The 12,551-nt window shown below is 34.2% G+C and carries 12 protein-coding genes; 9 read left to right on the forward strand and 3 right to left on the reverse strand.

Features of this window, described 5'->3' with window-relative positions; all coding sequences use genetic code 11:
- Positions 1-6: 6 nt before the first annotated feature.
- Positions 7-390: a hypothetical protein gene (locus NF27_RS09795; protein WP_039458958.1), complete on the reverse strand. Its 384-nt coding sequence runs from the start codon at positions 388-390 to the stop codon at positions 7-9.
- Positions 391-750: 360 nt separating this feature from the next.
- Between NF27_RS09795 and NF27_RS09800 the strand changes: the two genes are divergently transcribed.
- The 6 genes from NF27_RS09800 (at position 751) to NF27_RS11480 (ending at position 8,417) form a co-directional block, all read left to right on the forward strand.
- Positions 751-3,192 (forward strand): penicillin-binding protein 1A, encoded by a 2,442-nt coding sequence (locus NF27_RS09800; protein WP_053332770.1) that lies wholly within the window; start codon positions 751-753, stop codon positions 3,190-3,192.
- 2 nt (positions 3,193-3,194) lie between these two features.
- Positions 3,195-3,452, forward strand: coding sequence for a hypothetical protein (locus NF27_RS09805; RefSeq protein ID WP_039458961.1), 258 nt, complete (start codon positions 3,195-3,197; stop codon positions 3,450-3,452).
- On the forward strand, positions 3,449-4,186 hold the full coding sequence (gene fliP / locus NF27_RS09810; protein ID WP_039458974.1) for a flagellar type III secretion system pore protein FliP: 738 nt from the start codon (positions 3,449-3,451) through the stop codon (positions 4,184-4,186). Before NF27_RS09805 ends, fliP begins: the two co-directional genes overlap by 4 nt.
- A gap of 102 nt (positions 4,187-4,288) precedes the next feature.
- Positions 4,289-6,418, forward strand: a complete 2,130-nt coding sequence (locus tag NF27_RS09815) for a hypothetical protein (RefSeq protein WP_039458976.1) — start codon at positions 4,289-4,291, stop codon at positions 6,416-6,418.
- A 116-nt stretch (positions 6,419-6,534) separates the two neighbouring features.
- The gene (locus tag NF27_RS11475) at positions 6,535-7,329 is read left to right on the forward strand and encodes a phosphatase PAP2 family protein (RefSeq protein ID WP_152606904.1); all 795 of its coding nucleotides are present in this window, start codon (positions 6,535-6,537) and stop codon (positions 7,327-7,329) included.
- Between the two features lie 116 nt (positions 7,330-7,445).
- Positions 7,446-8,417: an ankyrin repeat domain-containing protein gene (locus NF27_RS11480; RefSeq protein ID WP_053332772.1), complete on the forward strand. Its 972-nt coding sequence runs from the start codon at positions 7,446-7,448 to the stop codon at positions 8,415-8,417.
- A gap of 354 nt (positions 8,418-8,771) precedes the next feature.
- Here NF27_RS11480 and ykgO read toward each other — a convergent pair whose 3' ends face one another.
- The gene (gene ykgO, locus NF27_RS09830; protein ID WP_038539371.1) at positions 8,772-8,897 is read right to left on the reverse strand and encodes a type B 50S ribosomal protein L36; all 126 of its coding nucleotides are present in this window, start codon (positions 8,895-8,897) and stop codon (positions 8,772-8,774) included.
- A gap of 161 nt (positions 8,898-9,058) precedes the next feature.
- Positions 9,059-9,193 carry a hypothetical protein gene (locus NF27_RS13200; protein WP_275574624.1) on the reverse strand — a complete coding sequence of 45 codons (135 nt, stop codon included), beginning with the start codon at positions 9,191-9,193 and terminating at the stop codon, positions 9,059-9,061.
- 242 nt (positions 9,194-9,435) lie between these two features.
- Here NF27_RS13200 and NF27_RS09835 point away from each other — a divergent pair, with 242 nt between their 5' ends.
- The 3 genes from NF27_RS09835 to NF27_RS09845 form a co-directional block, all read left to right on the forward strand.
- Entirely contained in the window at positions 9,436-10,980 is a 1,545-nt protein-coding gene (locus NF27_RS09835; RefSeq protein ID WP_039458981.1) for a nucleic acid/nucleotide deaminase domain-containing protein, read from the forward strand.
- Between the two features lie 101 nt (positions 10,981-11,081).
- A complete protein-coding gene (locus NF27_RS09840) occupies positions 11,082-11,957 on the forward strand; it encodes an ankyrin repeat domain-containing protein (RefSeq protein WP_039458984.1) in 876 nt (291 codons plus the stop codon).
- Positions 11,958-12,157: 200 nt separating this feature from the next.
- A partial coding sequence (locus NF27_RS09845) for an ankyrin repeat domain-containing protein (RefSeq protein ID WP_039458986.1) occupies positions 12,158-12,551 on the forward strand: 394 nt, incomplete at its 3' end.

Consider the following 12,551-nt stretch of genomic DNA (forward strand, 5'->3'; position numbering starts at 1 on the left):
CAGAATTTATTTGTTAAGCTTAGATGCTGGTTCATTTATACCAATCACCTCGCAGTGCTTATTATGCATGAGCTCATTTAAATGTTCATATCTGGATTTATAAGCGTCAAGCTCAACTCTTTCGGCCTTAGAAAGGTCTACAAAAGCAATGGCAGGTAAGAAAATTATACTTCCTGCTATTGCAGCAACATTGCCTGCGTTAGAGCCTGCTCTTTCTTTATGTAGTTTACTAGTATGATTTTCAATTGCTTTCATTTCAAAATAAAGCTGATTGCATGTCATATTGTAGTCACGATCTTGAATTACTTGCACCGGGTGCGCTGCTCTACCACGACAGCCGCTTAATATAGAAGCAACTACGCACGCTATTAATATATATTTTTTACTCATTACTATTCATTCCTTATGGATAAAATTTTAGAAAATCATATCATATGATATATTTTTGTCAAAAGTTAATCTAATATTAATGTTTTATTAAGTTTATTAGTAAATATTTGTAAATAAAATAATAAATATATGATAATCTGTCGACAAAATGCTGGCACATTACTTAATATATAATTTATGAGATAATTGGAGCTGAGGCTGTCTTTAGTTTTCCGATATAAAGTAAGAGAAGGATGATTTAGAGAAGTTGTTAAAGAAATATCCCATTCAAATTAATAGCTTTTACATACGAATTAAGTTATAACCAACCGTAATATAAGTATGTTTTTTAGTAAATCTGTAAGGATAGTGATAATTTAAATGTTGAAGAAGCTAAGAAGGGCATTATATATATGGAGTTCTCTGATAATTGGTGGTGCAATTATCGGGCTTATAGTCTTATTACAAATTATTCTGTATTTCGGAAAAGACTTGCCGGATTATAGGCAGCTGGAAGAATATGACCCTCCTGCTATTACAAGATTATATACCCAAAAAGGATATATCCTTGATGAAGCGGCAACCGAAAATAGGATATATACTAAGTATAATGAAATTCCGGAATTAATTGTTAATGCATTTATTGCTGCGGAAGACAGAAATTTCTTTAAGCACGAAGGCTTAGATCCTGTCGGAATTGCAAGGGCTGCAATAGTTAATATAGTAAATGTCGGAAAGCACAAAAACCCGGTGGGGGGTTCTACAATTACTCAACAGGTAGTAAAGAATTTTTTGCTTACCAATGAGAGAACTTTATCAAGAAAAATAAAAGAAGCTATTCTTGCGTATAGGATTTCTAAAGTATATTCCAAAGAAAAAATAATGGAACTTTATTTAAACCAAATTTATTTAGGGAATAATTCATACGGTATTGCTTCCGCTGCATTAAATTATTTCAATAAAGAACTGGATGAGCTGAATGCTGAAGAAGCTGCGCTTTTAGCAGCATTACCTAAAGCTCCTTCATATGTAAACCCCATAAAAAGCCCAAGGCGCGCAAGAGAGCGCCGAAATTGGGTGCTAAGCAGAATGTATGAAGAGGGCTATATAACTGATGAGGAGTTAAGTAGAGCAACTAAGAGCTTAATTAGCCTTAAAAAACGGAGAGAAACCGATTTCTTTCGTGCCGATTATTATTCAGAAACCGTTAGGCAGGAATTGATTACCAAGTTTGGAGAAGATGCGGTTTATAAAGATGGTTTACAGGTGTTTACCAATGTTAATGAGGAAATGCAGTCTATTGCCGAAAAGACCTTGAAAGAAGGTTTGCTGAGGTATGATAAGAAGCATGGGTATAGAGGAGCTTTGGGTAGCATTAATATTGAAAACCCTAGTTGGCAGGAAGACCTGAAAAATTTTCCTAAGCCCCTTGATATCGGGGCTTTCAAGCTTGCAGCAGTTTTACGAGTTGATAACTCAAGTGTAGATATTGCTTTAGAGGGAGGGGAAAAAGGAGTAATTAATTTTGAGCATCTATCATGGGCTCGGATGAGCTTGAAAGAACAAATGGTCGGGGCGCCGATTAAATCAGCTCATGAGGTATTGAAAAAAGGAAATGTAATATTGGTAAGCCGAATTTTAGAGGCTGAAAATAATTATGCATTGGAACAAATCCCTGAGGTTAACGGAGCTATTGTAGTTTTAGAACCTAACTCAGGAAAAGTTTTAGCTGAGGTCGGCGGTTACAGCTATAAAAAAAGTAATTTTAATAGGGTAACTCAAGCCGATCGACAACCCGGCTCAACTTTTAAAGCATTTTTATATATGGTTGCATTGGAAAACGGTTATGATCCGAGATCTATAGTATATGATCTTCCCATAGAATTAAGCCAAGGTGCGGGTATGCCGCCTTGGAGACCTAAAAATATGCGAGGCGACTATTTGGGAGCAATTACGCTTAGAAAGTCTTTAGAAAAATCGAGGAACCTTTCTACTGTATGGCTAATTACTAAAATCGGCTTGAATCCTGTAATCGAGATGTCCGAGCGGCTTGGTATATATAAAGATCCTCCGAGAAATTATTCTATGGCTTTAGGGTCCTTTGAGACTAAAGTATTAAGTCTTGCTAATGCTTTTAATATTATTGCGAGCGGAGGTAAAAGAGTTGAGCCAAACTTTATTGATCGGGTTTATGACCGAAAAGGTAAATTGATATATTCCTCAGATAAAAGAAAAGCTGCAAATGTCGATGAACTTAATACCTCATCCCCGCCTGAGTTATTTTACGAATATGATCAGCTCATTGATGAAAATATTAATTATCAAATGATATCAATTCTTGAAGGAGTAGTGCAGCGGGGCACAGCAGTTGCTGCTAAACAGCTGAAGCGAACTTTGGCAGGGAAAACCGGTACGACTAATAACAGCTTTGATACTTGGTTTGTCGGGTTTAATCCAGATATAGTGGTTGGGGTCTATGTCGGTTTTGATGCCCCCCGAACTTTAGGGCAAAAGGAGAGTGGTTCTTCACTTGCTTTACCGATCTTTATTGATTTTATAAAAGAAGGTTTAAAAAATACCGAGGATAGGAAATTTACCGTCCCCGAAGGGATTGAGCTGGTAGAGATAGATGCCGCAACCGGAGCTTTGGCGACTGAGGAAACTAATCCTCGTGATATTATAAAGGAGGCTATCAGAAAGACTCAGCTTGAAGGAAAGGCAAAGTCAATTGATGAAATACTAGACGTTATTGAAGGCGGTGAAGGGAGTTCCGCTACACCTAAAGCCCATGATCTTAACGAAGATTTCGGAGGGATATACTAAGAATGGAACCGGTAAACTTATTGAAATCATTTTTAGCACTTACCTTCGTGCTGGCTATCATCGGATTAATATATTTTTTATTTAAAAAATATATGCTGCAAAGGATTATTGCCGCTAAAAATTCTAAATTTAGCATAGAAGAGATTTTATATATTGACCAAAAACGTAAGCTCTTATCCGTAAAAAGAGAAAATAAAACCTATATCCTGCTCTTAAGTAATACGGATCAATTAATTGAAATTATAGATAGTAAACTATGAATAAACTAAGCATTCTCTTTACGATTTTACTTTTTATTGCCCCTCAAGCTTTGGCACAATCGGTAAATATAGATTTAAGCGGTGATAACCCAACAGGTGGTGCGCTCTCTTCAAAAGTAGTACAGATAATCGGGCTTATAACTATTCTAAGCCTTGCGCCTTCAATATTCATGATGGTGACTTCTTTCGTAAGGGTGGTGGTAGTTTTTTCATTACTTAGAACTGCAATAGGTTTGCAGCAAACTCCGCCCAACATGGTGCTAACCAGCTTAGCTATTTTTTTAACTTTCTTCATTATGGCGCCTACTTTCGAGAAATCCTATGAATACGGGATTAAGCCTTTAATTAATGAAGAAATTACTGAGGATGTTGCACTACTGATTATTGCAAAACCTTTTCATGAATTTATGGCCGAAAATACCAGAGATAAGGATTTATCACTTTTTCTCGATATTTCAAAAATTAAGGTAGAGAAGAAGGAAGATCTTCCATATCATATTTTAATTCCGGCTTTTATGCTTAGTGAGCTGAAGCGTGCCTTTGAAATAGGATTTCTTATCTTTCTGCCGTTTTTAATTATTGATTTAGTCGTCTCCTCAGTGCTTATGGCAATGGGGATGATGATGCTTCCTCCCGTGCTGATATCCATGCCGTTTAAGCTTATTTTCTTTGTATTGATCGACGGGTGGTATGTGCTTTGCGGCAGCTTAGTTAAAAGCTATGGAATAGCTTAAATCACATAATTCTCTATTATTGTCGCTTACGTTAACCCTTTGTTAATAAATAGTATTTATAATTATATTTAATAAAGAAATACTTATTATAAGGGGATAAGGATGAAGGGCGGGATTGAAGAGTTAAAGAATGAGCTAAGCTCAAAAGCTAATACTAATAACAAAAACCAAGGCGTACAAGATATTAATGTGACTATAGGTTTGGAAAATGGGATTTTAAATTTAGAAAGTATTAAAAATGCGCTTAAGTTTGCTCAAGCGGCAATGGAAGGGGTGGATGATCTGGATGTCGCAGAATCAATTGAGCAAATTAATGTAAAATTCAATGCAAACGGTAAATCATTTGAAGCGAAAATTGGTAAAGGTAATAATGGTGAAGGTATTAACACCAGCTTTATGAGTTATCAACCGGGCGATATAGATAAGATGAGCCTTAAAGATATACAGCAGCTTTTTTCTTTTACTACTAACCAACCTATAAAAGATATTAAGGGTATTAAGTTTGAGAATGATATAGCAGAATATTTTAAATATACTCCGATTCAAGATGAGTTTATAAATGCTGGGCAGGAAGGTATAGTATCTTCAAGAGAAGCAACAAATACGGAAAAAGTAAACCAAAGAATTGATAATACAAATAATGTAATATTTGCACCGATCACAGGCAGCATACAAATGAGCAACATACGTGCAGCTTTTAAAGCTGCCTCAATTGATGTGGGAGATAATGAAGCAAACAACAAAGTTAATATTAACTTTTACGACCCTGTTCAGAAAAAAGGCTTTTTGGTAGAGCTTGAATCTATAAATGATAAAAGTATCTCAGAAGTGTTGAAAGAAATCAAATCGAGCTTAGGGCAATTAAATAATAATAGTTTTTTAGAAAATATAAAATTTAAACCTCTAGAAAAACTTCCGGAAGGCATTCAAATTGAACAAGATATATTAAGATTATTTTCTGAAGTAAAGCAACAGCAAGCGGAAGAAGCAGATGTTAAGATAAGTGATAATATTCCTATAAATGCTGGAATTAATAAGGTGGATGTGTCCGGAGCGGAAGCTGTAGCCATGGGCGTTGAGTCAGGTGAAATAAATAGGGAAGGCGTGAAACTTAATGGTATTAATGCAGAAAAGATTAATGTTAATGAGAGTGCTAATCTAACCAACAAATCAACACAGCAACAAGACCTTAATCAAATAGAAACATTACTGCCTGAAAACTTAATACAAGAAGAAAGTATTAAATCCGCCGTATTAGAGGCATTACGTTTAATAAAAAACAATAAAAATATGAATAGTGATAAATTTAACGTTAAATTTTACACTTTTGATGAAAAGCAAAGCTTTAATGTTGAATTTCAGTTTAATAACCTCAAAGAAATAGAAGATCTGTTAGAGACAAGTAATGCTGATGCAGGTATAACAGGCGAAGAGCTATCAAGACTTATTCAAAATACCAGTTTTAAAGCTCTAGAGCCTCTACCTGAAGGGTTAAAAATTAGTAAAAAGGTAATTATTGAACAGGAAGGAGAAGCTCTAGTTCATTCCATAGAGCAGCAAGGAAAAGCTGATTCTTCTAAAGATAGCGCTGTTGTTGCTAAATTTACTCCTAGTAAAGAAGATGTAGAAAAGTTTTTTGAGCCCCCTCAAACTAATCCTACCCTTTTTAGCAGAATTAAATCCTATATTTCTGAAAACCCGATAAAAGCCTCTGCAATCGGAGTGGCTGCTACAATCGTTGGGGTCGGGGCATTAGCTGCAACTGTGGCGACAGGGGGCTTGTTTGCCGTGGGAGCCGGTTTGGCGGGTGCCGCAATAGGTGCGGGTGCTTACGGAATTGTGAAATATAATCAGTATAAGGATAATGAAAATATAATTATAGGTAAACCAGAAAATTTTAACCATAATAGTGATCCATTTAAAGTAAAGGATGCAAAAATACCTGAGCAAAGCCAAGCAACCGAAATTAAAGCGAATATGGAGCCGAGTAAAAATGCGGAGCATAATAATAACGTTCAGACATTGAAAGAAAAGTATAAAGAAGAAAAAGGATGGATACATGATGATACGATACTTTCAGAAACTTCTAAAGGAGGCTTGGAAACTACTCATAGCACAAGCATAGTTGAAAAGTTGCACCTGGCGCCGAAAACAAGACCGGAACTTAAAGAACCTGGAACCCATGCAGTTCAGGTTAAAAAAGGCAACCAAACCTCAGGTCATAGCATATAAATTATAATTGGTATCATAACTTTAAAAAGCTTAATGTTATTGCATGAACTTTTGCTTGACTAGCGGGGAGTATAATTTATAAGTTTATATTATTTGTCCCTCAATAACACTTTATTATGAATGTATCTGATGTTTTTTTCAGGATATTGGCTGATTTATCGCACTTTAACGTCATAGCGTTGGTCTCAATCTCAGGGTTTGTGTTAATTAACAGGAATGCTTTTGGAAGCGCGCTTTTTATCACTATTTTTACCATGGCGCTTAATGCTTATCTTAAATCCATCTGGCAAGTGCCGCTTAACCCTGAGCTTAATAAAGAAGGGTGGGCTTTTCCGAGCGGGCACACGCAATCAAGTTGCGTCTTTTGGTTTTTTTTAAGCTTAATGCTCGAGAAGCGTTGGATGATAATATGTATTCCTGTTGTTTTGCTTGGAGTGGTATCCGGGATCGTTCATTTCGGTTACCATGAGTGGTATGAAATTTTAGCGGCAATCGGTTTTGCAGGATTAGAGATAATATTCTTCTTTTATTTGCTTAAAATATGGGATTATTATCAAATCGGGTTTTATCATCTGGGTTTTTTGCTATCTATAGTTATAGTGCTGTTTCTATCGTTATTACTACTCCCGAACAAGCAAGGATACTTTTGGCTGTGGAACGGCCTAGGCGGTATGCTCGGCATCTCTATAGGGTGGATGCTCTTAGAAAGAATTTTTGAAAATTATGAAATTAAGCATAAGCTGGTAATGTCAGGTATATTGCTTGCATTATTCGGGGGGATATACTTCGGGTTTCATTTTGATGAAACCAAAATTGTTTATAATTCGATTATAACCTTTATCATAGGGTTAGTAATTAGCATTGGTCTTCCACTGATTGATAGAAGAATATCTAAGTATTATAAGATGTAATTATTTGTTAATGAATTAGTCTGATATTCTATTAAAACTTAATTATAAGCTCATTGTATTTCCAATTTATTATCCTATACTTGTGGTTTAATAATATTAAATAAATACATTTTTATATGAGATATTCTAAAGATTTTACTTTTACAAATTTTGTAGAAACAAATAATTTAGAAAAAATAAAAATTGCATTGGGAAGAGAGCTGGAGCTCAGGGAGTTCATAGATAGAAAAGGGAATAGCTTAGTTTCGGTGGCAATTGAAAAAGGTGATTTAAAGCTATTAGAGTTTCTTATAAGTAAAGAAGCTGATTTAAATGTTGTAAATGCAGATGGGAAAACTCCTTTAATGATTGCTGCTTCCAAAAGGTCGGAAGAAATTTTAAGGATGCTTTTAGAAAATGGGGCAGAGATTGATAAGAGAAATGATCGCAATTCCGACCGATATAAATGGACTGCCTTAATGTATGCGGTGAATATAGGATATAGCAAGGGAGTCAAAATTTTAATCGAAAACGGAGCCGATGTTAATAAGAAGGATAATGACGGATGGACAGCATTAATGCTGGCTGCAAGCTCAAATGATAAGGAAATGGTTAAGCATTTACTGACTCACCCTAAAATTGAAATTAATAATCAAGATTTAAAAGGAAAGACAGCATTAATACATGCTGCGGAAAACGGAGCTTTAGATGTGGTAGATTTACTTCTTAATAATAGAGTTGACATAAATAAAGTTGATAATAGTAACAAAACAGCACTGCACTATATGGTATCAGGTACATATTTTATTAATAAAGAACAGCAGCATAATTTAATATTGAACTTTATTAAACAAGGTGCAGACCTCTACAAAAAACCTGAACATGGTTTGAGTATATATGATAGTGCTAATTCGGAAATTAGAAATTTTATTGAAGAAAGTTTTCCTCACGAGGTTGAACCCTCTACAGAACTTCTGGAAGAGAATATTAAAAAAAGTAGGAAGTTTTTACCTAAGGAAAAGTTTTTACCCAGAAGTAACACTACCGGAAAACCCGTTACTTGGGCTGGTAGAACAGCTTATAAAAGCGAAGAGGGCAGGGGATTTTAAAAAAACTAACCTCGACTTATAGTATAGTGAGTTATAAATCTCGCAATACAAGCTTTTTAACCTGCTTACTTTATAAAAAATAAGATTAATTTTTGAAAAAAACCGCCGGAGCAGCTGAAATTTTATTTAAAAAATATTTAAAAAATTTAACTTGATTTACTTATATGTTGTTTAAGAGCCTTGATTTATCATGTATATATAAAGTGAGCAGTTTATTAATTACTTATAGGTAATATTTTATGGATAAAAGTTATAATCAACTATTATATTTTAATTTTAAGTTAATAGGTAGTAAACAAAAAAAGCTTCTCATAATAAAAAGCTTTTTAGAAATCTTCAATAAGTAATTAAAAGTTAAGCCTGCTTAGCTTTAAATTTTGGATTTGCTTTATTAATAACAAGAACTCTACCCTTTCTTTTAACTATCTTACAATTTTTATCTCTTGTTTTAGCAGATTTTAATGATGACAAAATTTTCATAAGTATTATTTACTAAGTTTTATAATCTAATATATGCAAAAGTTACTCAATAAGCAAGGTATTTCTCAGTAAAGTTAATGTATAAATGTTAAATATTTTTTATATTGAAATTTACCTATGTTGTTATTCTAACCTCAGTTCGGCATAAGGGTATGGTTAAGTCATTGAGTTTTAGGAGAGTTGCGGTTTTTAAAGCAATAAGCGATTAAACCTGAGATGATATTTACAAAGGCATTTATCGAGCTTCTATACCTTTTTGAATATTTTGCTTTATCCTTATCTTGCTTTTTTCTCATTATATATCTTGCTGATAGATAGGTTATGAAATACTTTAATAATAAATTAGATATAAGATAATATTTATTATTAAGTTTTGGGTTATTTAGTAATTATTTGATCTTTTATTCGTTTAGTCTTGTAATATCGCTATGGTTATCTGCATGGGTGTATATTTATAGTGTTTCTCATATGCAAATAATTAAATTTGCTTTCAAGATTCTGGTAAGGGTTAAAAGTATTAAATGTGTAGGAGTTTAAAATGCATGGAGATAGAAATAGAGACGGAGATCATGCGAAGAATAGAGCTCGTGAAGGAGATAGAGCTCGTGAAGGAGATAGAGTCCGTGAAAGGGAAAGAGCTCGTGAAGGAGATAGAACCCGTGAAGGAGACAGGACTCGTGAAGTAGAAAGAGCTCGTGAGGGAGATAGGACTCGTGAAGGAGACAGAGCTCGTGAAGTAGAAAGAGCTCGTGAAGTAGAAAGAGCTCGTGAAGTAGATAGAACCCGTGAAGGAGAGAGAGCCCGTGAAGGAGATAGAACCCGTGAAAGAGATAGAGCCCGTGAAGGAGATAGAACCCGTGAAGGAGATAGAACCCGTGAAGGAGATAGAACCCGTGAAGGAGACAGGAGCTATGCAAGAAATAGAGGAGGGAGAGGAATTATAAGTTCAAGCTCAAGTGCTCCTTTAGAAGATGACCCAATAAATAAAAGAAGGCTTGATTCCTTAGCAGGGCTGATGAGGGGAACTGATATTTGTGGTGCCGCTTGTTTTTATCAAGGTAATTTATTGATATCAACAAATAATACTGAAGAATCCGAGTTTATAAAGGATATGCTTAATTATCTATCAACAGTAGCACAGCGAGCTAAGGATTATTACGAAGGCATTCATGAAGCTGAAAATATTGATGAATTTTTATCACAAAATTCAATACAAATTGAGGAGGAAGCAGATGTTGTATTAGAGAGATATCAGAGAGTTATGCAAGGTAAGAATAGAAGCTATTACTTAGATTTAAGGCGCTATATTAAAAAAGTCACAGATTCAGTTATTAAAAATTACTTACCTCTAGTGGAAGAATTACGTAAAGCTGAAGAAGGTGCTTTCCCTCAAGAAATATTAGACATACTGGAGAGAAAAAATTATCATTTTATCGGCGGGAAAGATGGAGTGCACGCTGAGTTAAAAATTGTAGAATATATTTTAACTACTCATAATCTTAATGAAAAAATAAACCCTTTTTATATTGGGGTGTCAAAGCGATGCTGTGATAATTGTTCTAATTTAATAGAAGCTGTTAATGAGATAATCTTTGAGAAACACGAGTATATATTAGTTGAAGTAAGAGGAACCCATGGCTTTCCTTTTAGAGCAGGAGTACCTGACTTCATGTTAAGAGAAAACGAATTAATTGGCGAGGAGATAAGAAAGCAGATTGAAGAAAGATTTCTATATAAAATTAATAAGGAAAGTAGCCGCGTAAGAACATTACAAGAAGCCTTCGAGAGAAACCCTGGTACTAGGGAGGTTACCGGAGCTGCTCAGCTACATAGAAAATCAAATTCTCCTCCTCCGAGAACTTATGGGGTACCAAAATTATTTAATTTAAACGAAGCAATTAGTGATGATAAACAAAATAATAAAGGCAAGCAAAAAGCTATGGATGAAGAAGAAGGAAGCGGTATAAAAAGAGGTAGACAAGAATTTGAAAGCGATGATAAAAAAGATGAAGGATCTTGGAGTAAAAGAGCTAGAACCGAAGAGTCGGAGAGAAAAGATTCAAGTCGTAGCCCTAGCCCATAATTTATTATATAAAAATTTAATAAATCTTATATTGAATAAGAAAATAAACATAATATTATTTAAAATTAAATAAGTACAATTTATATAGAAAAGGTAATAAAATGCAAAGCAAAGAAAGCAAAGATATAGATTATACTACTAATTTTTTAATGGCTGTCAGGTTTGGCAAAATTGATAGAGCAAGAGAATTATTGTCGCAAGGCGCTGATATAAATGCAAAAAAGAAAACAGGAGAATCTGCTTTACATATTGCTATAGAGTATAGGGATATTGAAATGGCGAAGTTATTATTAAAGCAGCCTTTAATAAATATCAATTTTAAAGATTGGGATGAGCAAACCCCTTTACAAAATGCCTTATATAATGGTTACGATGAAATTGCTCAATTAATATTAGAACATAATCCTGATGTTAAAACAGCCGATATAAAAGGTAATACGGTTATACATTTATGTTTAATAGGGAGTAAAATAAATCTAATTCCTTTACTTGTGGAGAGAGGAGCTGATATTAATGCATGCAATAAAGACGGATTTACTGCTTTACACTTGGCAGCAAATGGTGGGCATGTAGAGGGTTATAAGCTATTACTTGAGCAGGGTGCTAATCCTAATATTACTATAGAAGGATATACGGCGAAGAAACTATACCAGACTTCATGTCCTGAAAAAATAAAAGAATTTGAAGCTGCTGAAAGGGAGGTTGAAGCAAAAAGAAGTGGATATAAAATCGAAGAGAAAGTAGAAGCTGTAGAGAGCTCTAGAAAACGTAGTTTTAGACAAGTTGTACAAGATTCTAGAAACCCTGGAGTTGAAAAAGGATCGGATGACTCGTCACCTGAAAAGCCTTCTGTAAACTCTCAAAGAGATATAGGAGAAAAATTGGTGGGTTCCGTAGCTAAAAAACCAAGATTCAGTGACTTTAGAAATCCAGCTGATAATAGAGAACAGCAGAAATCAATGGGCAGAGGGTCTTAAAAGAATTACTGCTATAAATGCATTACCGAGTGGAGGAGTGTTTAGGTTTTATATATGCTAGGCTTAAAATCGCCTTTTGTGGTTATAAATGTTATAAAAAAATAAAGACTCTTTTTTAAATCAATAAGAACAGTTTTTTATGTTAAACATAATATTATTTAAGATTAAATAAGTACATTTTATATAGAAAAGGTAATAAAATGCAAAGCAAAGATATAGATTATACTACTGAGTTTCTAATTGCTGTTGAGCAGGGTAAGATAGATAAAGCTAGAGAATTATTATCACAAGGTGCTGATGTAAATGCAACGGAAATGTTAGGAGATACAGCTTTACATCTAGCTATAATGTATAGAGACGTTAAAATGGTTAAGCTTTTATTAGCTCAGCCTTCTATAAATATTAATACTAAAGATTGTGATAGGCAGACCCCTTTACAAAATGCCTTATATAATGGTTACGATGAAATTGCTCAATTAATATTAGAACATAATCCTGATGTTAAAACAGCCGATATAAAAGGTAATACGGTTATACATTTATGTTTAATAGGGAGTAAAATAAATTTAATTCCTTTACTTGTGGAGAGAGGAG

Source organism: Candidatus Jidaibacter acanthamoeba, from assembly GCF_000815465.1.
Classification (GTDB): domain Bacteria; phylum Pseudomonadota; class Alphaproteobacteria; order Rickettsiales; family Midichloriaceae; genus Jidaibacter; species Jidaibacter acanthamoebae.

Excerpts from the sequence above, each read along its gene's own strand:
- NF27_RS09795 (WP_039458958.1), bottom strand. The coding sequence starts at position 390 with ATGAGTAAAAAATATATATTAATAGCGTGCGTAGTTGCTTCTATATTA.
- NF27_RS09815 (WP_039458976.1), top strand. The coding sequence starts at position 4,289 with ATGAAGGGCGGGATTGAAGAGTTAAAGAATGAGCTAAGCTCAAAAGCT.
- NF27_RS11480 (WP_053332772.1), top strand. The coding sequence starts at position 7,446 with ATGAGATATTCTAAAGATTTTACTTTTACAAATTTTGTAGAAACAAAT.
- fliP (WP_039458974.1), top strand. The coding sequence starts at position 3,449 with ATGAATAAACTAAGCATTCTCTTTACGATTTTACTTTTTATTGCCCCT.
- ykgO (WP_038539371.1), bottom strand. The coding sequence starts at position 8,897 with ATGAAAATTTTGTCATCATTAAAATCTGCTAAAACAAGAGATAAAAAT.
- NF27_RS09805 (WP_039458961.1), top strand. The coding sequence starts at position 3,195 with ATGGAACCGGTAAACTTATTGAAATCATTTTTAGCACTTACCTTCGTG.
- NF27_RS09840 (WP_039458984.1), top strand. The coding sequence starts at position 11,082 with ATGCAAAGCAAAGAAAGCAAAGATATAGATTATACTACTAATTTTTTA.
- NF27_RS09800 (WP_053332770.1), top strand. The coding sequence starts at position 751 with ATGTTGAAGAAGCTAAGAAGGGCATTATATATATGGAGTTCTCTGATA.
- NF27_RS13200 (WP_275574624.1), bottom strand. The coding sequence starts at position 9,193 with ATGAGAAAAAAGCAAGATAAGGATAAAGCAAAATATTCAAAAAGGTAT.
- NF27_RS09835 (WP_039458981.1), top strand. The coding sequence starts at position 9,436 with ATGCATGGAGATAGAAATAGAGACGGAGATCATGCGAAGAATAGAGCT.
- NF27_RS11475 (WP_152606904.1), top strand. The coding sequence starts at position 6,535 with ATGAATGTATCTGATGTTTTTTTCAGGATATTGGCTGATTTATCGCAC.